The sequence below is a fragment of the Streptomyces sp. 8L genome, from assembly GCF_020176795.1.
Taxonomy (GTDB): Bacteria; Actinomycetota; Actinomycetes; order Streptomycetales; family Streptomycetaceae; genus Streptomyces.
This window is the reverse complement of the sequence record NZ_JAIUKE010000204.1, coordinates 1-20,144: the sequence shown is the minus strand read 5'-3', so window position 1 is coordinate 20,144 and position 20,144 is coordinate 1. Positions and strand designations below refer to the sequence as shown.

Genomic DNA, 20,144 nt, shown 5'->3' with positions numbered 1-20,144 from the left:
TCTTCCCCGGACCGTCCCCCCCCCTTCCCCCCCCCGGGCGGGGGGGGGCCCCCCCCCGGCGCGCCCCCCGGGGGGGGCGGCCCGCGCAGCCGGCCCCCCGTCCCGCGAGGCCCCGCGGGCGCCGCAAGTACCCGCGTCGCCGTACACGCACACCCCGTGATGAGAGGCCTTTGGCCTCTTACGGCTAGCATCGAGGTCGATGGACCCTGAACGCATGACCCATCCCGTCCCGGAAAGGGGGGCCGCTCGCGTGAGTGTGCTCGACGAGATCATCGAAGGCGTACGCGCCGACCTCGCGGAGCGCCAGGCGCGCGTGGACCTCGACGAGCTCAAGCAGCGCGCGGCCCGTGCCCCCGAGGCCAAGGACGGCGTCGCCGCGCTCAGCGGCGCCGGGGGCAAGGGGCTCGGCGAGGGGGAGCGCGCCAGCCCCGCCAAGGGCGCGCGCCCCGCGGGCCGCCCCGGGGGGGGGGGGCCCGCCCCCCGCCCCCGCGGGGGGGGGCCGGCCCCCCCCCCCCCCCGCCGGGGGGCCCGCCCCCCCGCGCCCCCGGCGTCAAGGTCATCTGCGAGGTGAAGCGCTCCAGCCCCTCCAAGGGCGCGCTCGCCGCGATCGCCGACCCCGCCGCCCTCGCGGGCGAGTACGAGGCGGGCGGCGCGGCCGTCATCTCCGTGCTGACCGAGCAGCGCCGCTTCGGCGGATCGCTCGCCGACCTCGAAGCGGTCCGCGCCAGGGTCGACATCCCCGTCCTGCGCAAGGACTTCGTGGTGACGTCGTACCAGCTGTGGGAGGCGCGCGCCTACGGCGCCGACGTCGTCCTGCTGATCGTCGCCGCGCTGGAGCAGCCCGCCCTGGTGTCGCTGATCGAGCGCGCCGAGTCCATCGGGCTCACCCCGCTCGTCGAGGTGCACGACGAGGACGAGACGGAGCGCGCCGTCGACGCGGGTGCCCGCGTCATCGGCGTCAACGCGCGCAACCTCAAGACCCTCAAGGTGGACCGCTCCACCTTCGAGCGCGTCGCCCCTGAGATCCCCGCCGGCATCGTCAAGGTCGCCGAGTCGGGCGTGCGCGGTCCGCACGACCTGATCGCGTACGCCAACGCCGGCGCGGACGCCGTCCTCGTCGGCGAGTCCCTCGTCACCGGCCGCGCCCCGAAGGCCGCCGTGGCCGACCTCGTCGCGGCGGGCGCCCACCCGGCGCTCCGGCACGGCAGGGACTGACCGCGACCGATGCCCGCCCTGCCCGCCACGCGACCCGCGGACCTCGCGGCAGACAGCCACGCGCCCCTGGCGCGCGGCTGCCGGCCGCGGGGCTGCCGCGCGCCCGCGCGACGGGTCCACGGCCGGCGGGTGCGCTACGTCATCGGCGACGAGCCCGGGCAGGTCAACGGAATGCGATGGCAGACCCGCACGCGCGCGGGGCACGAGTGTGCCCGCGCGCATACGGTGCTGTCCGTCCGTAGCCCGACGAGGAGTCGCTCCGTTGTCCACGAAGCCTTCCGCAGAGCCCTCTGCGTACTTCATCCCTGATCCCGAGGGTCAGATCCCCACCGCCGAGGGGTATTTCGGCGCTTTCGGCGGCACCTTCATCCCCGAGGCGCTGGTCGCCGCGGTGGACGAGGTCGCCGTCGAGTACGACAAGGCGAAGTCCGATCCGGCGTTCGCCGCCGAGCTCGACCAGCTCATGGCCGACTACACGGGCCGCCCCAGCCCGCTGACCGAGGTGCCCCGCTTCGCCGCCCACGCGGGCGGCGCGCGCGTCTTCCTCAAGCGCGAGGACCTCAACCACACCGGCTCGCACAAGATCAACAATGTGCTGGGCCAGGCGCTGCTCACCAAGCGCATGGGCAAGACCCGGATCGTCGCCGAGACCGGCGCGGGCCAGCACGGCGTGGCCACGGCCACCGCGTGCGCCCTCTTCGGCCTGGAATGCGTCATCTACATGGGGGAGATCGACACCGAGCGCCAGGCGCTCAACGTCGCCCGGATGCGTATCCTCGGCGCCGAGGTCGTCGCCGTGAAGTCCGGCAGCCGCACCCTCAAGGACGCCATCAACGAGGCGTTCCGCGACTGGGTCGCCAGCGTCGACACCACGCACTACCTGTTCGGCACGGTCGCGGGACCGCACCCGTTCCCGGCGATGGTCCGCGACTTCCACCGCGTCATCGGCGTCGAGGCCAGGCGGCAGATCCTCCAGCACGCCGGCCGGCTGCCCGACGCGGCCATCGCCTGCGTCGGCGGCGGCTCCAACGCCATCGGCCTGTTCCACCCGTTCATCCCGGACGCCGGGGTGCGCCTGATCGGCTGCGAGGCGGCAGGGCACGGCGTGGCGAGCGGCGAGCACGCGGCCACGCTGACCGCCGGCGAACCGGGCATCCTGCACGGCTCCCGCAGCTACGTCCTCCAGGACGACGAGGGCCAGATCACCGAGCCGTACTCGATCTCCGCGGGGCTCGACTACCCCGGCATCGGCCCCGAGCACGCGTACCTCAAGGACAGCGGGCGCGGGGAGTACCTCGCCGTCACCGACGACGAGGCCATGCAGGCGCTGCGGCTGCTGTCGCGCACCGAAGGCATCATCCCGGCCATCGAGAGCGCCCACGCGCTCGCCGGGGCGCTCACGGTCGGCCGGGAGCTCGGCGAGGAAGGGCTGCTCGTCGTCAACCTCTCCGGCCGCGGAGACAAGGACATGGACACCGCCGCCCGCTACTTCGGGCTGTACGACGCGGACGTGGCCGTCGAGGCCGACGCCGCCTCCACCGCGGTGATCCAGGACGACCGTGACGGCACGGGCGCCACGGAGGGCACGAACGGCGCCACGGCGAACGAGGGGGCCGCGAAGTGAGCGGGAACATCCAGCTGCTGGCCGACACCCTCGCCGCGGCCCGGGCCGAGGACCGGGCGGCCCTGATCGCCTACTACCCCGCCGGGTTCCCCACCGTGGACGGCGGCATCGACGCCGTCAAGGCGGTCTTCGAGGGCGGCGCCGACATCGTCGAGATCGGCCTGCCCTACAGCGACCCCGTGCTGGACGGGCCGGTCATCCAGACCGCCGACGACATCGCGCTGCGCGGCGGCGTGCGCATCGCGGACGTCCTGCGCACCGTGCGCGAGGCGCACGAGGCCAGCGGGAAGCCCGTACTCGTCATGACGTACTGGAACCCGATCGACCGCTACGGCGTCGAGCGCTTCACCGCCGAACTCGCCGACGCGGGCGGCGCCGGGTGCATCCTGCCCGACCTGCCCGTCCAGGAGTCCGCGCTGTGGCGGCAGCACGCGGCGAAGCACGACCTCGCCACGGTCTTCGTCGTCGCCCCCAGCAGCACGGACGCGCGCCTGGCCCGGATCACGGAGGCAGGCAGCGGCTTTGTCTACGCGGCATCGCTGATGGGCGTCACCGGCACCCGCGCCTCGGTCGGCGCGCAGGCCGAGCAAGTCGTCACCAGGACCCGCGCGGCCGGCGACCTGCCGGTCTGCGTCGGCCTCGGCGTCTCCGACGCGGCCCAGGCCGCGGAGGTCGCGGCCTTCGCGGACGGTGTGATCGTCGGCAGCGCCTTCGTCAAGCGGGTCCTCGACGCGCCCGACCGGGCCGCCGCGCTCACCGGCGTACGGGACCTGGCCGCCGACCTCGCGCGGGGCGTGCGGGCCGCCACCCGCTGAACACGCCGTCCGTTCGAACGTGAGCGGTCGGCGACCTCATCCTTACGGGTGTACCTGGGACCGGGGAGGTGCGTACGCGCCCCCCCGGTTCGTTGCTGACATGTGAGCGAGAAGACACGTGTGGCACGCAGCAGCGCCCGAGAGCGCATCCAGCAGGAACGCGCGGCGGAGAAGGCCCGCGAGAAGCGCAGGCGCGGGTTCGCCGTGGGAGGTGTCGCGCTCGCCGTGCTCGCCCTCGCGGGCGGCATCGGCGTGCTCGCGGCGGGCGCGGGCAAGGACAAGCCGGCCGGCGGTGCGGCGGGACCGGTCAGCGCGCCCACCGGCGCGGGCGGCAAGGACGGCCTCGCGATCCGGGTGGGCGCGGCGGACGCCCCCTCCACGCTCACGGTGTGGGAGGACTTCCGCTGCCCGATCTGCGGCCAGTTCGAGAACGTCTTCCGCGGCACGTTCCACCAGCTGGAGAACAGCGGCAAGCTGAAGGTCGAGTACCACCTGGCGACCATCATCGACGGCAACATGGGCGGTACGGGCTCCGTGCGCGCCGCCAACGCCGCCGCGTGCGCGCAGGACGCGGGCAGGTTCGCGCAGTACCACGACGCGCTCTACGAGAACCAGCCGGAGGAGACCTCGGACGCCTTCGGCAAGAACAGCAGGCTGATCCAGATCGCGGGCAAGGTCGACGGGCTGTCGACCCCGCGCTTCAAGAGCTGCGTCGAGAAGGGCGCCCACGACGCCTGGGTGAGCAAGTCGGCGGACGCGTTCCGCACGGGCGGCTTCGCCGGCACACCCACGGTGCTGCTGAACGGGAAGCCGGTCTTCCCGAAGAAGGGCGACGAGAACATCAGCCCGGCGAACCTGAAGAAGTGGGTGGCCGAGGCCAACCGGGGCAAGCAGCCGGGGAACCCATCGGCGTCGGCCTGCTGAGCGCCGGCAGGACGCGGAGCGGGCCCCGCTCCGGCGGCCGGAGGCCCCTCCCGGGACGCGGGGCCCGGGGGCCGGGGCCCCCCCCCCGGGGCGCCTGACCCGGGGACGCACCGGCGGCCGAAGACCCTCCCGGGACAGCCGGGCCCGGGGCCCGCTCCGGGCCCCTCGCCCTGCCCCGCCCGACCCCGGACAGGCCCTTGCCGACGGGCCCTTCCCGACGGGCCCGCATGCCCGGAAATTGGCCTCCCGTTACCCAGACGTTGCCGGGTGACCGGGCGTCCGCACGGCCCGGCAAGGTAGCGTCGGTTCTGCCATGGAACTTGCCTTCATTCCCAGTCCGTCGGCTGGAGTGGTCCATCTCGGTCCCATTCCGCTGCGCGGCTACGCCTTCTGCATCATCATCGGTGTCTTCGTGGCCGTCTGGTACGGCAACAAGCGCTGGGTCGCCCGTGGCGGCAGGTCCGGGACGGTCGCGGACATCGCGGTGTGGGCGGTGCCGTTCGGCCTGGTGGGCGGGCGTCTCTACCACGTGGTGACGGACCCCGAGCTCTATTTCGAGAAGGGCGAGGACTGGGTCAACGCCTTCAAGATCTGGGAGGGCGGACTCGGGATCTGGGGCGCTGTCGCCCTCGGCGCCGTGGGCGCGTGGATCGCCTGCCGGCGGCGTGGCATCCCGCTCGCGGCCTGGGTCGACGCCCTGGCCCCCGCCGTCGCGATCGCGCAGGCCATCGGGCGCTGGGGCAACTGGTTCAACCAGGAGCTGTACGGCAAGCCGACGCACCTCCCCTGGGCCCTGCACATCACGAACCCCTCGGGTGACGGCGTCCCCGGCTACTACCACCCGACGTTCCTGTACGAGTCCATCTGGTGCCTGATCGTCGCCGCGCTGGTCGTCTGGGCGGACCGCAGGTGGAACATGGGCCACGGCCGTGCGTTCGCGCTGTACGTGGCGCTGTACTGCGTGGGACGCGGCGGTACGGAGTACCTCCGGGTGGACGACGCGAACCACATCCTCGGGCTGCGGCTGAACCTGTGGACCGTCATGATCATGTTCATCCTCGCGGTGGTCTACATCGTCCTGTCCGCACGGCTGCGCCCCGGCCGCGAGGCCGTGGTCGAGCCGGGCGCCGACCAGGACGAGTCGGGCGACGCCGCCGAGACCGGTGCCGCCGCCACGGGTGCCGCCGCTACGGGAGACGCTGCGGAGGACGGCGGTGCGGACGGCCCGTCCGGGGCCGCGAAGAAGACGGCGGGGCCGGACACCGGAGAGGCGGACGGCACAGGGGAGCCGGACAGCGCCGCGACGACCGGGCCGGCCGCCACACCGGCGCAGGCCGCGGGCGCGACGGCAGAGGCGGCCGAGAAGGGCTGACCGCCCCGCACCATTCCTCGCGGAGACCCCCGGGACCACAAGGCCCCGGGGGTCTCGCGCGTGGCCGGGCCGCCCCGGGGGTCTCCGCGTGGCCGGCCCGCGGGTCAGGGCTGCGCGGGGGCCACCGCCCGGAAGGCGCGTTCATGGGCGCGGCGCCGCGCGGTGTCCCGGGCGAAGACCTCGGCCGCCACCCGGGTCAGCCCCGGCGCCGCCGCGCCCAGGTCGACGCCCGCCGCCTCCGCCGCGCGCTTCGCCCAGTCCCGCGGGACCGCCCGCCCGCCGGCGAGCGCGCCCGCCAGCGTCCCGGTCAGCAGGGCCAGGGTGTCCGCGCCGCGCCCGTACGTCCGGGCGCCCAGGACCGTGCGCCGGTAGTCCGCCGCGCCGATCAGCAGCATGCCGAGTGCGACCGGCAGCTCCTCCACCGCGTGCAGCCGTGAGGGGCGGCCCGCGCCGAGGGCGGGCGCGTGGTGCACGGGGCCGACCAGGTCGTACGGGGCGACCGCGGCGCGCAGGCCCCGTACGGCGGACTCGGCGTCCCGGTGCCGGGACGCGACGTCGGCCGCCGCCTCGATCGCCGCCCGGGTGCCGTCCTTCGCCGGCGCCAGGCACGCGAGGACCACCGACGCGGGCGTCGCGCCCTCGGCGCACGCAGCGGCCACCGCCGCGGCGAACACGGCCGCCGCCTCCCGCCCGTACGAGCTCTGGTGCGGGGCCGCGACGTCCAGCGCCTCCGTGTACGCGGAGGCAGGGTTGGCCGCGTTCACGAGCCCCACCGGGGCCGCGTAGACGGCGGCCCCGGCGTCCACGCAGTTTCCCGCGCCCGCCTCGCGCGGGTCGGCGTGTGCCCGCCGCAGGCGCGTGCGCAGCCAGCCGTCCGCCGTCCCCAGCCGCTCCGCGACGGCGTACGCGTCGAGGTGGTCGCGGACCTCCTCGTACGCCCCCACGAGCGCGTGGGTCAGCCGGATCGCCTCCGCGGCGCCGGGACCGCCCGCGGCGGCCGCGCCGGTCAGCGCGCCCGCGACGCGGTCCGCGAGCGGCAGTGTGCAGGGCCGCGCCGGCGGGGCGTTGTGCACCAGATATGACGTCATGGACAGGATTGTTCACCCGCGGTTCACCCGTAGTGCCGTCCGCCGTGTCCGCCACGCCACCGCGCCCGCCCGCACCCGAGTGACCTGGCTCACCTTCCTGGTCCACTCGCCCGGTCCGTACCCCTTTGACCTGCGGTAAGTACGGCCTTCCTTGCTGGCGGCGACCGATTTCCGTGCGTACTTTCGACTCCGGGAGGGGCCGTCGGCTCCATACGGAACCGGGCTGCCCGCCCACAGGAAGGGAACGGACATCATGGCCGTCTTCGAGGCGAACGCGACACTGCACGACGCCCACCGCGACAACCACACCCACCGCGATGTGACGGGCGGCTGGCTGCGCCCCGCCGTGTTCGGCGCGATGGACGGCCTGGTCTCGAACCTCGCGCTGATGACCGGTGTCGCGGGCGGCGCGGTCTCCACCCACACCGTGGTCATCACCGGGCTGGCCGGGCTCGCGGCCGGCGCCTTCTCCATGGCGGCGGGGGAGTACACGTCCGTCGCCTCCCAGCGCGAGCTGGTGGAGGCCGAGCTCGCGGTCGAGCGCGCCGAGCTGCGCAGGAACCCCGGCGACGAACTCGACGAACTCGCCGCCCTCTACGTCTCGCGCGGTGTGCAGCCCGACCTGGCCCGTCAGGTGGCGGAACAGCTGTCCGCCGACCCGGAGCAGGCGCTGGAGATCCACGCGCGCGAGGAGCTCGGCATCGACCCCGAGGACCTGCCGTCGCCCACCGTGGCCGCGGTGTCGTCCTTCGGGTCCTTCGCGCTGGGCGCGCTGCTGCCCGTCCTGCCGTTCCTGCTCGGCGCGGCCTCGCTGTGGCCCTCGGTGCTGCTGGCCCTCGTCGGCCTCTTCGCCTGCGGTGCGCTGGTGGCGCGTGTGACGGCCCGCAGCTGGTGGTTCAGCGGAGTGCGCCAGCTCGCCCTCGGCGGGGCCGCCGCGGCCCTCACATACGGCCTGGGGACCGTCCTGGGGGCGTCCCTGTAGCTGCACCGCTGGGGTAGCCGTACCGCTCTGGTGGCCGTGCCGCCCAGCCGCGGCCCGCTGCGGTGATCTGCTGTGGTGACCCGCTGTGGTGGTGCGTTGTGGTGGCGCGATTGTTGTGCGGCGGCTGTTGTGACCTACGCGACCTTCTCTGCGCGGGGCGGCCCCCGGGGTGCGACACTGGGCAACGCGGCGCACGTACCTGTTACACGCCGGTTTCGAGCCCGCCATCCCGGGGCATGACCCGTTAGCCGCGGGCAACGAAGCCCGCGCCCCCGGACAGACGCCGTACTGTCCGGCACACCGCGTGTCCGTCGCCCGGAGTCCGTCACCCTCGGACCCCGCCGGGACACCGCCCGAGGTGTCCGCATGCTGGATAGAATCTTCCGCTTTTTGAGAAGAACCCCATCATGTAACCTGCATGAAATTTTTTTGGAGGGCCAACGTCGTCCCTCGGTACACGCATATGCCACGACGACGACGGGAGAGCCGATGCGTTCCCACGCCTGGTCGCCCATGGACGGTCGCCCTGCCACGCAGGGAATGTACGACCCCCGCAACGAACACGACGCGTGCGGCGTCGGTTTCGTCGCCACCCTCACCGGCGATGCCAGCCATGAGCTGGTCCAGCAGGCGCTGACCGTCCTGCGCAACCTTGAGCACCGGGGCGCCACCGGCTCCGAGCCCGACTCCGGCGACGGCGCCGGAATACTGCTGCAGGTCCCCGACGCCTTCTTCCGCGCGGTCGCGGACTTCGACCTGCCCGCCGCCGGCGCGTACGCCGTCGGCACGGCCTTCCTGCCGGCCGAAGAGGCCGACGAGGGCGTCGCCGCCGTCGAGGCGCTCGCCGCCGAGGAGGGCCTGACGGTCCTCGGCTGGCGCGAGCTGCCCGTCGCGCCGGGGACGCTCGGCCTGATCGCGCGCGCCACCATGCCGATCCTGCGGCAGCTGTTCGTCACGGACCACGCGAGCACCGGCATCGCGCTGGACCGCAAGGCGTTCGTACTGCGCAAGCGCGCCGAACGCGAGGCCGGGATCTACTTCCCCTCGCTGTCCGCGCGCACCGTCGTCTACAAGGGCATGCTCACCACCGAGCAGCTCGGGGCCTTCTTCCCCGACCTCGCGGACCCCCGGTTCGCCACCGCGATCGCCCTCGTGCACTCGCGCTTCTCGACGAACACCTTCCCGAGCTGGCCGCTGGCCCACCCGTACCGCTTCGTCGCGCACAACGGCGAGATCAACACCGTCCAGGGCAACCGCAACTGGATGAAGGCCCGCGAGTCGCAGCTCGCGTCCGGCCTCTTCGGCGACGGCGCCCTCGACCGGATCTTCCCGATCAACACGCCGGGCGCCTCCGACTCCGCGACCTTCGACGAGGTGCTGGAGCTCCTGCACCTCGGCGGCCGCTCGCTGCCCCACTCGGTGCTGATGATGGTGCCCGAGGCGTGGGAGAACAACGACGCCATGGACGCCTCCCGCCGGGCGTTCTACCAGTACCACGCCACGATGATGGAGCCCTGGGACGGCCCCGCGGTCGTGTCCTTCACCGACGGCACCCAGGTCGGCGCGGTCCTCGACCGCAACGGCCTGCGCCCGGGCCGCTACTGGGTCACGGACGAGGGCCTCGTCGTCCTCGCCTCCGAGGTCGGCGTCCTCGACATCGACCCGGCCAGGGTCGTGCGCAAGGGCCGCCTCATGCCCGGCCGCATGTTCCTCGTGGACACGGCGGAGCACCGCATCATCGAGGACGACGAGATCAAGGCGACCCTCGCCGCCGAACACCCCTACCAGGACTGGCTGGAGGCGGGCGAGATCGAGCTGTCGGACCTGCCGGAGCGCGAACACATCGTGCACACGCACGCCTCCGTCACCCGCCGCCAGCAGACCTTCGGCTACACCGAGGAAGAGCTGCGCGTCCTGATCGCGCCCATGGCGCGGGCCGCCGCCGAACCCATCGGCTCGATGGGCACCGACTCGCCCATCGCGGCGCTCTCGGCCCGCCCGCGGCTGCTGTTCGACTACTTCACGCAGCTGTTCGCGCAGGTCACCAACCCGCCGCTGGACGCCATCCGCGAAGAGCTCGTCACCTCGCTGCTCTCCTCGCTCGGCCCCCAGGGCAACCTGCTGGAGCCGACCGCCGCGTCCTGTCGCAGCGTGACCCTGCCCTTCCCCGTCATCGACAACGACGAGCTCGCCAAGCTCGTCCACATCAACGCCGACGGCGACATGCCCGGCATGACGGCCGCCACCCTCTCCGGCCTCTACCGGGTCGCGGGCGGCGGCGAGGCGCTGGCCGCCCGCATCGAGGAGATCTGCGCCGAGACGGACGCGGCGATCGAGAGCGGCGCGCGCATCATCGTGCTGTCCGACCGGCACTCCGACGCCGAGCAGGCGCCGATCCCCTCACTGCTGCTCACCGCGGCCGTGCACCACCACCTCATCCGCACCAAGCAGCGCACCCAGGTGGGCCTGCTGGTCGAGGCCGGCGACGTCCGCGAGGTCCACCACGTCGCGCTCCTCATCGGCTACGGCGCCGCCGCCGTCAACCCGTACCTCGCGATGGAGTCGGTCGAGGACCTGGTGCGCGCCGGGACCTTCATCGAGGGCCTGGAGCCCGAGCAGGCCATCCGCAACCTGATCTACGCGCTCGGCAAGGGCGTCCTGAAGGTCATGTCCAAGATGGGCATCTCCACCGTCGCCTCCTACCGCGGCGCGCAGGTCTTCGAGGCCGTCGGCCTGGACCAGACCTTCGTCGACAAGTACTTCAACGGCACCGCCACCAAGATCGGCGGCGCCGGGCTGGACGTCGTCGCACAGGAGGTCGCCGCCCGGCACGCCAAGGGCTACCCGGCCTCCGGGATCTCCGCCAGCCACCGCAAGCTGGAGATCGGCGGCGAGTACCAGTGGCGCCGCGAGGGCGAGCCGCACCTGTTCGACCCGGAGACCGTCTTCCGGCTCCAGCACGCCACCCGCTCCGGCCGGTACGACATCTTCAAGAAGTACACGGACCGCGTCAACGAGCAGTCCGAGCGGCTGATGACACTGCGCGGCCTGTTCAACATCGACTCCGGCCGCGAACCCATCCCGGTCGACGAGGTCGAGCCGGCCTCCGAGATCGTCAAGCGGTTCTCCACCGGCGCCATGTCGTACGGCTCGATCTCGCGCGAGGCGCACGAGACCCTCGCCATCGCCATGAACCAGCTCGGCGGCAAGTCCAACACCGGCGAGGGCGGCGAGGACACCGACCGCCTGCACGACCCGGCGCGGCGCTCCGCGATCAAGCAGGTCGCCTCCGGCCGGTTCGGCGTCACCAGCGAGTACCTCGTCAACGCCGACGACATCCAGATCAAGATGGCGCAGGGCGCCAAGCCCGGCGAGGGCGGCCAGCTGCCCGGCCACAAGGTCTACCCGTGGGTCGCCACCACCCGGCACTCTACGCCCGGCGTCGGCCTCATCTCGCCGCCGCCGCACCACGACATCTACTCCATCGAGGACCTCGCCCAGCTGATCCACGACCTGAAGAACGCCAACCCCGGGGCCCGCATCCACGTGAAGCTGGTCTCCGAGGTCGGCGTCGGCACGGTCGCGGCCGGCGTGTCCAAGGCCCACGCCGACGTCGTGCTGATCTCCGGCCACGACGGCGGCACCGGCGCCTCCCCGCTGACCTCGCTCAAGCACGCGGGCGGCCCCTGGGAGCTCGGACTCGCCGAGACCCAGCAGACCCTGCTGCTCAACGGGCTCCGCGACCGGATCGTCGTCCAGACCGACGGCCAGCTCAAGACCGGCCGCGACGTCGTCATCGCCGCGCTGCTCGGCGCCGAGGAGTTCGGCTTCGCCACGGCGCCCCTGGTGGTCTCCGGCTGCGTGATGATGCGCGTCTGCCACCTGGACACCTGTCCCGTCGGCATCGCGACGCAGAACCCGGTGCTGCGCGAGCGCTTCTCCGGCAAGGCCGAGTACGTGGTGAAGTTCTTCGAGTTCATCGCGCAGGAGGTCCGCGAGCTGCTCGCCGAACTCGGCTTCCGCACGCTGGAAGAGGCCGTCGGCCACGCCGAACTCCTCGACACCGAGCGGGCCGTGGACCACTGGAAGGCCCAGGGCCTCGACCTGGCACCGCTGTTCCACGTGCCCGTCCTCGGCCGCGGCGCCGTCCGCCACCGCACCGTCGAGCAGGACCACGGCCTCGCCAAGGCCCTCGACAACGAGCTCATCCGCCTCGCCGCGGACGCGCTCGGCGCCGAGAGCGCCGAGGCCGCCCAGCCGGTGCGCGCGCAGATCGGCATCCGCAACATCAACCGCACCGTCGGCACGATGCTCGGCCACGAGGTCACCAAGCGGTTCGGCGGCGCGGGCCTGCCCGACGACACCATCGACATCACCTTCACCGGCTCGGCGGGCCAGTCCTTCGGCGCGTTCCTGCCCTCGGGCGTCACCCTGCGCCTGGAGGGCGACGCCAACGACTACGTCGGCAAGGGCCTCTCCGGCGGCCGGGTCGTCGTACGCCCCGACCGGGGCGCCGACCACCTCGCCGAGTACTCGACCATCGCGGGCAACACCATCGCCTACGGCGCCACCGGAGGCGAGCTGTTCCTGCGCGGGCGCAGCGGCGAACGCACCTGCGTGCGCAACTCCGGCGCCACCGTGGTCACCGAGGGCGTAGGCGACCACGGCTGCGAGTACATGACCGGCGGCCGGGCCGTGATCCTCGGCCCCACGGGACGCAACTTCGCGGCCGGCATGTCCGGCGGCATCGCCTACGTCATCGACCTCGACGCGGACAACGTCAACGCGGGCAACCTCTCCGCCGTCGGCCCGCTCGACGACACCGACAAGCAGTGGCTGTACGACGTCGTGCGCCGCCACCAGGAGGAGACCGCCTCGACCGTCGCCGGGAAGCTGCTCGCCGACTGGGACGCAGCCGTCGAGCGCTTCACGAAGATCATCCCCGCTACGTACCAGGCAGTGCTCGCCGCCAAGGACGCCGCCGAGCTGGCCGGGCTCTCCGAGACCGAGACCACCGAGAAGATGATGGAGGCGGCGACCCATGGCTGACCCGAAGGGCTTTCTCACCACCGGGCGCGAGGTCGCCGAGACCCGCCCCGTCGCCGAACGCGTCAAGGACTGGAACGAGGTCTACGTCCCCGGCTCGCTGCTGCCGATCATCAGCAAGCAGGCCGGCCGGTGCATGGACTGCGGCATCCCGTTCTGCCACAACGGCTGTCCGCTCGGAAACCTCATCCCCGAGTGGAACGACTACGCCTACCGGGGCGACTGGAACGCCGCCATAGAGCGCCTCCACGCCACGAACAACTTCCCCGAGTTCACCGGGCGGCTGTGCCCCGCGCCCTGCGAGTCCGCGTGCGTGCTCGGCATCAACCAGCCACCCGTGACGATCAAGAACGTCGAAGTCTCCATCATCGACAAGGCGTGGGACAACGGCGACGTCACACCGCAGCCGCCCGAGCGGCTGTCCGGCAAGACCGTCGCCGTGATCGGCTCGGGCCCCTCGGGGCTCGCCGCCGCCCAGCAGCTCACCCGGGCCGGCCACACCGTGGTCGTCTACGAGCGCGCCGACCGCATCGGCGGCCTGCTGCGCTACGGGATTCCCGAGTTCAAGATGGAGAAGTCCCACATCAACCGCCGTGTGGAGCAGATGCGCGCGGAGGGCACCAAGTTCCGCACCGGCGTCGAGGTCGGCCGGGACATAGACGCGGCGAAGCTGCGCCGCCGCTACGACGCCGTCGTCGTCGCGGCCGGTGCCACCGTCTCGCGCGACCTGCCCGTGCCGGGCCGCGAGCTCAACGGTGTGCACTTCGCGATGGAGTACCTACCGCTGTCGAACAAGGTGCAGGAGGGCGACCTCACCGTCTCCCCGATCAGCGCCGAGGGCAAGCACGTGGTGGTCATCGGCGGCGGCGACACCGGCGCCGACTGCGTCGGCACGGCACACCGCCAGGGCGCCCTGTCCGTCACCCAGCTGGAGATCATGCCCCGGCCGGGCGAGGAGCGCAGCGAGAACCAGCCCTGGCCGACCTTCCCCATCCTCTACAAGGTCACCTCCGCGCACGAGGAGGGCGGCGAGCGGCTGTACTCGGTCTCCACCACCCACTTCGAGGGGGACGAGGACGGCAACGTCCAGTCGCTGCACCTCGTCGAGGTGGAGTTCAAGGACGGCAAGCTGAACTCCCTGGACGGCACCGAGCGGGTCATCCCGGCCCAACTCGTCACGCTCGCCATGGGGTTCACCGGCACCGACCAGGCCAACGGCCTGGTGGAGCAGTTCGGTGTGGAACTCGACGCACGCGGCAACATCGCACGCGACGCCGACTACGCGACCAACGTCCCCGGCGTCTACGTCGCGGGCGACGCGGGCCGCGGCCAGTCGCTGATCGTGTGGGCGATCGCGGAGGGCCGCTCGGCCGCCCGCGGTGTCGACCACTACCTCACCGGCGCGAGCGACCTGCACGCGCCGATCCGGCCCACGGACCGCTCCCTGGTGGTCTGAGCGCCGGCGGCACCGACGGCCCTGCGGGCGACCGCGCCTGACGGCGCGTCATCCCGCCCGGGCCGGCCGGGCCGGTCCCGCAGACGTCCCGTACAACGGCGTACGGGCGGTCGGGCCGGGGGAGTGGTCTCCCCCGGCTCCCCGCACGACACGGCGCCCGCCCCTCATGTCCCCGACCGGACAGGGCGGGTGCCGTGGCACGTGTTTTCCCCACCCGCCGGAACATCCCTGCCCGCGGGGGGCGTTCGCGCGTAGGCTCGCGGTACCGACACCCACCGCGAGGAGACGGCACATGGCCCACGCGCCCGCCCCGCACGTTCCCGCGATCAGCCTGGCGAAGGTCGAGCGGACCGCGCCCGGCCTGGTGAGCCTCTACAAGAGCGCCGCCGTGTCGCTGGAGAAGAACGGGCTGGGCGGGCAGCGCGCCGCCGTCTACCTCGTGCTCGACCGGTCGGGTTCCATGCGGCCCTACTACCGCGACGGCAGTGTGCAGGCGCTCGCCGAACGGGTCCTCGGGCTCTCCGCGAACCTGGACGACGACGGGATCGTGCCCGTCGTGGTGTTCTCCACGGACGTGGACGCCGAGACGGAGATCTCCCTGGACCGCCACGAGGGCCGGATCGAGGAGGTCGTCGGCGGCCTCGGCCACATGGGCAGGACCAACTACCACGTGGCGATGGACGCCGTCATCGGCCACTACCTCGACAGCGGGTCCACCGATCCCGCCCTGGTGGTGTTCCAGACGGACGGCGGGCCGAGCAACCGGCTCGCCGCCGAGCGGTACGTGTGCAAGGCCGCGGCGCTGCCGATGTTCTGGCAGTTCATCGGCTTCGGCGATCCGCACGGCCACCAGTTCGACTTCCTGCGCCGGCTGGACGAACTCGCCGTCCCGGCACGGCGGGTGGTGGACAACGCGGGCTTCTTCCCGGCGGGCCGCAACCCCCGTCGCATGCGCGACAGCACGCTCTACGACCGACTGCTGGGGGAGTACCCGCAGTGGCTCAGGGCGGCGCGCGACCAGGGCATCGTGCACAGCTGATCCACGGCAGGGTGCGCGGAGCCCGCTTGCGGTGTGCGGCGGGCGCGGCCCCGCGCGCTTCTTCCGTGTACATCGCTCGAAGGGCCGGTGATGCGGGTGAACTTCCTGCAAACGGCCGGGCGTTGGGATTGACGTGAGCACGTCTACGCGCGTCATCATGGGAGCCATGCGTATACCCCCACGGATCGCCACCCTCGGTGGCATCGCAGCCCTCGCGTCCTCCCTCCTCCTCGGCGGCGCCGCCGCGTCCGCGTCCGCCGCCCCGCCGGCGCCGGCCGCGCACGTCTCCGTCTCCGCCGCCGCCGTCGGCAGCGTCTGCTACGGGGACCTGCCGTCCCAGGCCCACGACACCCAGGACCTCATCGACCAGGGCGGCCCGTTCCCCTACAAGCAGGACGGCGAGGTCTTCCGCAACGACGAGCACCTGCTGCCCAGCCAGTCACAGGGCTACTACCACGAGTACACCGTGGTCACCCCGGGCTCCTCGGACCGCGGGGCCCGTCGCATCATCGCGGGCGACCCCGACGAGGAGTACTACACCTCCGACCACTACGCGTCGTTCGACAAGATCGACTTCTCCTGCTGAAGGTCCTCCCCCCACCTGAGCTGAAAGGTAGCCTCCGCCCCATGACAGTCACTTACGTGATCGACGGGGCGGAGGTCACCGGCCTCGAAGCCTTCTGGCAGGTGCTGGGCGCCGCGGTCAACGGCCCCGGCGGATACTTCGGCGCGAACCTCGACGCGTTCGCGGACTGTCTGCGCGGCGGCTACGGCACCCCCGACGACGGCGACTTCGCCTTCCTGTGGCGCGATCATCTGCGCTCCCGCGAGGCGCTCGGGCACGCCGAGACCGTACGCACCCTCGAACACCGCCTCGCCCGCGCGCACCCCACCAACCGCGCGGCCCTCCTGGCCCGGCTCGCCGACGCGCGGGCGGGACGCGGCCCCACCGACTTCGACGACCTGGTCGCGGTCTTCGAGCGCGAGGCACCGGGCGCGCTGACGCTCGCCTGAGCGACCCGGGCCGCACGTCGCCTCAGTGGTGCTCCGGCCGCACGACGCCGGCGAGTACCGCGGTCACCAGCTTGCGGACGCTCGCCGTGGCCGGCGGTCCCGGGTCGCGGTCCGCGAACAGGAGATGCCCGCCCCCGACCAGGGAGAGGGTGAGCGAGTCGATGTCGGCGCCGGCCGCGACGCGGCCCAACGCGCGCTCGTCGGCCAGGTAGGCGGAGACCGCGGCGGTGACCTCGGCGAGGACCGCCATCCCGCCCCCGGGCCTGGCCTGCCGCAGCCGCGCGCGCAACTCGTCCCGGAACGTGATGAGCGGGATGATCGCCACGGGAACCGGTCCGAACAGGGCGGTCAGCGCGCCGGTGAGGTTGTCGGCCACGGTGCCGGTGCCCGCGGTCTCGCGCAGCGCGCGCGCCTGTGTGTCGAGCTGTGCGGCCCGGTCGAGCACGAGCTCGGCGAGGAAGGCGTCGAAGTCGGCGAAGTGCCGGTGCAGGACGCCCTTGGCGCAGGCCGCCTCCTCGGTGACGGCCCTGCTGGTCAGCCCGTTCGGGCCGGCCCGCAGCAGCACGCGCTCCGCGGCGTCGAACAGCTGCTGCCGCGCGTCGCGAAGGTGCACCCCGGTCGGCACTCGGACATCCCTCCCGCACGCCAGGACTCCTGGCATCCATAGGTGAATGGGCGCATGCCCACTAAAGTGAACGCATGCCCACTCTATCGCGAGAGCAACCGGAGCCCGCACGACCGCACGAGGCTCGACAGACGGCCGAATCGTTCGGCGTGGACGCGCGCCGCTACGACCGGGCCCGACCGCGCTACCCCGAGGACCTGGTGGCGCGGATCGTCGCCGGGAGCCCGGGCCCCGGCGTTCTCGACGTCGGCTGCGGCACGGGCATCGCGGCACGCCAGTTCCAGGCCGCCGGCTGCACCGTGCTCGGCGTTGAGCCGGACGCGCGGATGGCCGGCTTCGCGCGGGCCCGCGGCCTGCCGGTCGAAGTGGCGACCTTCGAGGCCTGGGAGCCGGCCGGGCGCAGGTTCGACACGCTGGTCGCCGGCCAGTCGTGGCACTGGGTGGACCCGGTCGCGGGGGCGGCCAAGGCGGCCCGCGTGCTGCGCCCGAACGGGCGGTTGGCGGTCTTCGGGCACGTCTTCGAGCCGCCCGCCGAGGTGGCCGAGCCGTTCGCCGCCGCCTGCCGCCGGGTGGCGCCCGACTTCCCGTTCGCCGGGCAGCCGGCGCGGCGTCCGCTGGAGACGTACCAGGCGGGGTACGCGAAGATCGCCGACCAGATCCGCGAGACGGGGCGGTTCGGCGACCCGGAGCAGTGGCGGTTCGACTGGGAGCGGTCCTACACGCGCGACCAGTGGCTCGACCTGCTGCCCACGACCGGCGGTCTCACCCGGCTCCGCCCCGGTCAACTGGCCGCGGTGCTGGGCGAGGTCGGCCCCGCCATCGACGCCCTGGGCGGACGCTTCACGATGCGCTACACCACTCTGGCGACCACCGCCGTACGCGACGGGACCTCCTGACCCGGGGGCGGGCGAGCGCGGCAGCGGGGGCGGAGGGCGCCGGGACCGATGGCTCATTCGGGGCACTGGTGGACCATGCGATGACAGATATTGAAATCTGTCATCGCATGGTCCATGCTGTGAAGGCACCCGCAATCCACCTCCCAAGGAGCGCCCTCGTGCAGACCCTCTCCCTCGGCACCACCGGCCCCCAGGTCTCCGCACTCGGCCTCGGCTGCATGGGCATGTCACCCGCGTACGGCCAGACCGACCGGGCCGAGTCGATCGCCACCATCCACGCGGCGCTCGACGCCGGGGTCACCCTCCTCGACACCGGCGACTTCTACGGCATGGGCCACAACGAACTCCTCATCAACGAGGCCCTGCGCACCGCCCCGGCCGCCCTGCGCGAACAGGCCGTGACCAGCGTCAAGTTCGGTGCGCTTCGCGACCACACAGGAACCTTCCGCGGCCACGACGGCCGCCCGAAGGCCGTGCACAACTTCCTCGCCTACTCGCTCCAGCGCCTGGGCACCGACCACATCGACATCTACCGCGTCGCGCGCGTCGACCCCGACGTGCCCATCGAGGAGACGGTCGGCGCCATCGCGGAGGCCGTACAGGCCGGACTGGTACGGCACATCGGCCTCTCGGAGGCCGGCCCGGACAGCATCCGCCGGGCCGCGGCCACGGCCCCGATCTCGGACCTCCAGATCGAGTACTCCCTGCTCGACCGCGGCATCGAGGACGAGATCCTGCCCGCCTGCCGGGCGGCCGGCATCGGCGTCACCGCGTACGGGGTGCTCTCGCGCGGCCTGATCAGCGGCCACTGGGGGCGCGACCGGGCGATGGCCCCCGACGACTTCCGCCGCTTCACCCCGCGCTTCAGCGAACAGAACATAGGCCGCAACCTCGACCTCGTCGACGCGCTCCGCAAGGTCGCCGACGGCAGGGGCATCAGCGTCGCGCAGACCGCCATCGCCTGGGTGCTGGCCCAGAGCGCCCGCCGCTCCACCACCATCGTGCCGGTGATCGGCGCCCGCCGCCGCGACCGCCTGGCCGAAGCCCTCGGCGCGCTGGACGTTAGGCTCGACGCCGACGACCTGGCCGCCGTCGAGGAGGCCGTTCCGGCCGGCGCCGCAGCAGGCAGCCGCTACCCGGAAGAGCAGATGGCCTACCTCGACAGTGAGAAGAAGCAGATGACGTGAGGGACCCGATGCCGCCGCCCGAGACCCCCCTGACCCCCGAGCGCATCCTCGAGGCCACCGAGGACGTGCTGCGCCGCTACGGTCCGGCCAAGGCCACGGTCGTGGACGTCGCCCGTGTCCTCGGGGTCAGCCACGGCAGCGTCTACCGCCACTTCCGTACGAAGGCGGCGCTGCGCGACGCGGTCGCCGGCCGGTGGCTTGCCCCCGAGCAGGGCGACCTGGCGAGGATCGCCGACGCCGACGGCCCCGTGGCCGACCGGCTGCGGCGCTGGCTGAGCACTCTGTTCGCGTGCAAGCGGCACAAGGCGGGCGAGGACCCGGAACTCTTCGCCACCTTCGTCGAACTGGGCCGTGAGCACAGCGACGCCGTCTCCGTGCACGTGTCGACCCTGCTCGGCCAGTTGCGGACGATGGTGGAGAGCGGCGCCGAGGCAGGGGAGTTCACGGTGCGGGACGCGGCGGCCACCGCGCGGGCCCTGTGGGACGCGTCGGCCCGGTTCCACGACCCGGTGCACGCGGGGGAGTGGACGGCGCCCGGCATCGAGACGGACTTCAACGAGGTGTGCGAGCTGCTCCTGCGCGGCCTGCGGCCCTGAGCCCCCCCCCCGCGGCGCGGTCCGGGGCGGTCCGGGTGTCCCGCGGCCGGCCGGGTGTTCCGGCGCGCTCCGGCGGCCCGGGCGTCCGCGCTGTCCGGGGCGAACCGGCGCGCTCCTGCGTGGTCCCGGGCGTCCTGCGGCGATCCGGGTTCCCAGGCGCGGTCTCGGGCAGAACCCCGCGCCGACCCCGAGCCGCGCCCTCCCGCATGGGGCACCGTCCCACCGCCGACGCCCGAGTCCTCACTGCCACGCACCGCCCCACCGC

General features: G+C 73.2%; 15 protein-coding genes and 3 pseudogenes. 16 read left to right on the top strand and 2 right to left on the bottom strand.

Going from position 1 to position 20,144, the window contains the following annotated elements; genetic code table 11:
* Positions 1 to 250: 250 nt before the first annotated feature.
* From LCE31_RS18420 to lgt, 7 genes and pseudogenes are all read left to right on the top strand, one after another.
* Positions 251 to 382: pseudogene (locus LCE31_RS18420) on the top strand (indole-3-glycerol-phosphate synthase TrpC); the annotation flags it as partial.
* Between the two features lie 155 nt (positions 383 to 537).
* Positions 538 to 1,215, top strand: a pseudogene (gene trpC / locus LCE31_RS18415) (indole-3-glycerol phosphate synthase TrpC); the annotation flags it as partial.
* A gap of 9 nt (positions 1,216 to 1,224) precedes the next feature.
* Positions 1,225 to 1,404, top strand: a pseudogene (gene trpM / locus LCE31_RS40885) (tryptophan biosynthesis modulator TrpM); the annotation flags it as partial.
* Positions 1,405 to 1,477: 73 nt separating this feature from the next.
* On the top strand, positions 1,478 to 2,839 hold the full coding sequence (trpB, locus tag LCE31_RS18410; protein WP_225015504.1) for a tryptophan synthase subunit beta: 1,362 nt from the start codon (positions 1,478 to 1,480) through the stop codon (positions 2,837 to 2,839).
* On the top strand, positions 2,836 to 3,654 hold the full coding sequence (gene trpA / locus LCE31_RS18405) for a tryptophan synthase subunit alpha (RefSeq protein WP_225015503.1): 819 nt from the start codon (positions 2,836 to 2,838) through the stop codon (positions 3,652 to 3,654). Before trpB ends, trpA begins: the two co-directional genes overlap by 4 nt.
* Positions 3,655 to 3,756: 102 nt before the next feature.
* Positions 3,757 to 4,578: a DsbA family protein gene (locus LCE31_RS18400; RefSeq protein ID WP_225015501.1), complete on the top strand. Its 822-nt coding sequence runs from the start codon at positions 3,757 to 3,759 to the stop codon at positions 4,576 to 4,578.
* A gap of 313 nt (positions 4,579 to 4,891) precedes the next feature.
* Positions 4,892 to 5,950 (top strand): prolipoprotein diacylglyceryl transferase, encoded by a 1,059-nt coding sequence (lgt, locus tag LCE31_RS18395; RefSeq protein ID WP_225015499.1) that lies wholly within the window; start codon positions 4,892 to 4,894, stop codon positions 5,948 to 5,950.
* A gap of 104 nt (positions 5,951 to 6,054) precedes the next feature.
* Here the strand turns inward: lgt and LCE31_RS18390 are convergent, their stop codons facing one another.
* On the bottom strand, positions 6,055 to 7,038 hold the full coding sequence (locus LCE31_RS18390) for an ADP-ribosylglycohydrolase family protein (RefSeq protein WP_225015497.1): 984 nt from the start codon (positions 7,036 to 7,038) through the stop codon (positions 6,055 to 6,057).
* A 253-nt stretch (positions 7,039 to 7,291) separates the two neighbouring features.
* Here LCE31_RS18390 and LCE31_RS18385 point away from each other — a divergent pair, with 253 nt between their 5' ends.
* The 6 genes from LCE31_RS18385 to LCE31_RS18360 all read left to right on the top strand — a co-directional run bounded on the left by LCE31_RS18385 (position 7,292) and on the right by LCE31_RS18360 (position 16,575).
* A complete protein-coding gene (locus LCE31_RS18385; RefSeq protein ID WP_225015495.1) occupies positions 7,292 to 8,020 on the top strand; it encodes a VIT1/CCC1 transporter family protein in 729 nt (242 codons plus the stop codon).
* Positions 8,021 to 8,509: 489 nt separating this feature from the next.
* A complete protein-coding gene (gene gltB, locus LCE31_RS18380) occupies positions 8,510 to 13,069 on the top strand; it encodes a glutamate synthase large subunit (protein WP_225015493.1) in 4,560 nt (1,519 codons plus the stop codon).
* Positions 13,062 to 14,522: a glutamate synthase subunit beta gene (locus tag LCE31_RS18375; protein WP_225015492.1), complete on the top strand. Its 1,461-nt coding sequence runs from the start codon at positions 13,062 to 13,064 to the stop codon at positions 14,520 to 14,522. Before gltB ends, LCE31_RS18375 begins: the two co-directional genes overlap by 8 nt.
* A gap of 292 nt (positions 14,523 to 14,814) precedes the next feature.
* Complete coding sequence (locus LCE31_RS18370) at positions 14,815 to 15,561, top strand: vWA domain-containing protein (RefSeq protein WP_225015490.1); 747 nt, start codon at positions 14,815 to 14,817, stop codon at positions 15,559 to 15,561.
* Between the two features lie 166 nt (positions 15,562 to 15,727).
* The gene (locus LCE31_RS18365; protein ID WP_225015489.1) at positions 15,728 to 16,147 is read left to right on the top strand and encodes a ribonuclease domain-containing protein; all 420 of its coding nucleotides are present in this window, start codon (positions 15,728 to 15,730) and stop codon (positions 16,145 to 16,147) included.
* A gap of 41 nt (positions 16,148 to 16,188) precedes the next feature.
* Positions 16,189 to 16,575, top strand: a complete 387-nt coding sequence (locus tag LCE31_RS18360) for a barstar family protein (protein ID WP_225015486.1) — start codon at positions 16,189 to 16,191, stop codon at positions 16,573 to 16,575.
* A 22-nt stretch (positions 16,576 to 16,597) separates the two neighbouring features.
* On the opposite strand, the gene LCE31_RS18355 is transcribed toward LCE31_RS18360, so the two are convergent.
* Positions 16,598 to 17,200 (bottom strand): TetR/AcrR family transcriptional regulator, encoded by a 603-nt coding sequence (locus tag LCE31_RS18355; RefSeq protein ID WP_225015485.1) that lies wholly within the window; start codon positions 17,198 to 17,200, stop codon positions 16,598 to 16,600.
* 74 nt (positions 17,201 to 17,274) lie between these two features.
* On the opposite strand from LCE31_RS18355, the gene LCE31_RS18350 reads away from it, so the two are divergent.
* From LCE31_RS18350 to LCE31_RS18340, 3 genes are all read left to right on the top strand, one after another.
* Entirely contained in the window at positions 17,275 to 18,096 is an 822-nt protein-coding gene (locus LCE31_RS18350) for a class I SAM-dependent methyltransferase (protein WP_225015483.1), read from the top strand.
* A 158-nt stretch (positions 18,097 to 18,254) separates the two neighbouring features.
* Positions 18,255 to 19,283, top strand: coding sequence for an aldo/keto reductase (locus LCE31_RS18345; RefSeq protein ID WP_225015482.1), 1,029 nt, complete (start codon positions 18,255 to 18,257; stop codon positions 19,281 to 19,283).
* Positions 19,284 to 19,291: 8 nt separating this feature from the next.
* A complete protein-coding gene (locus LCE31_RS18340; protein WP_225015507.1) occupies positions 19,292 to 19,879 on the top strand; it encodes a TetR family transcriptional regulator in 588 nt (195 codons plus the stop codon).
* The last annotated feature ends 265 nt before the right edge of the window (positions 19,880 to 20,144 follow it).

Excerpts from the sequence above, each read along its gene's own strand:
- lgt (WP_225015499.1), top strand. The coding sequence starts at position 4,892 with ATGGAACTTGCCTTCATTCCCAGTCCGTCGGCTGGAGTGGTCCATCTC.
- LCE31_RS18390 (WP_225015497.1), bottom strand. The coding sequence starts at position 7,038 with ATGACGTCATATCTGGTGCACAACGCCCCGCCGGCGCGGCCCTGCACA.
- LCE31_RS18385 (WP_225015495.1), top strand. The coding sequence starts at position 7,292 with ATGGCCGTCTTCGAGGCGAACGCGACACTGCACGACGCCCACCGCGAC.
- gltB (WP_225015493.1), top strand. The coding sequence starts at position 8,510 with ATGCGTTCCCACGCCTGGTCGCCCATGGACGGTCGCCCTGCCACGCAG.
- LCE31_RS18375 (WP_225015492.1), top strand. The coding sequence starts at position 13,062 with ATGGCTGACCCGAAGGGCTTTCTCACCACCGGGCGCGAGGTCGCCGAG.
- LCE31_RS18370 (WP_225015490.1), top strand. The coding sequence starts at position 14,815 with ATGGCCCACGCGCCCGCCCCGCACGTTCCCGCGATCAGCCTGGCGAAG.
- LCE31_RS18365 (WP_225015489.1), top strand. The coding sequence starts at position 15,728 with ATGCGTATACCCCCACGGATCGCCACCCTCGGTGGCATCGCAGCCCTC.
- LCE31_RS18360 (WP_225015486.1), top strand. The coding sequence starts at position 16,189 with ATGACAGTCACTTACGTGATCGACGGGGCGGAGGTCACCGGCCTCGAA.
- LCE31_RS18350 (WP_225015483.1), top strand. The coding sequence starts at position 17,275 with ATGCCCACTCTATCGCGAGAGCAACCGGAGCCCGCACGACCGCACGAG.
- LCE31_RS18340 (WP_225015507.1), top strand. The coding sequence starts at position 19,292 with ATGCCGCCGCCCGAGACCCCCCTGACCCCCGAGCGCATCCTCGAGGCC.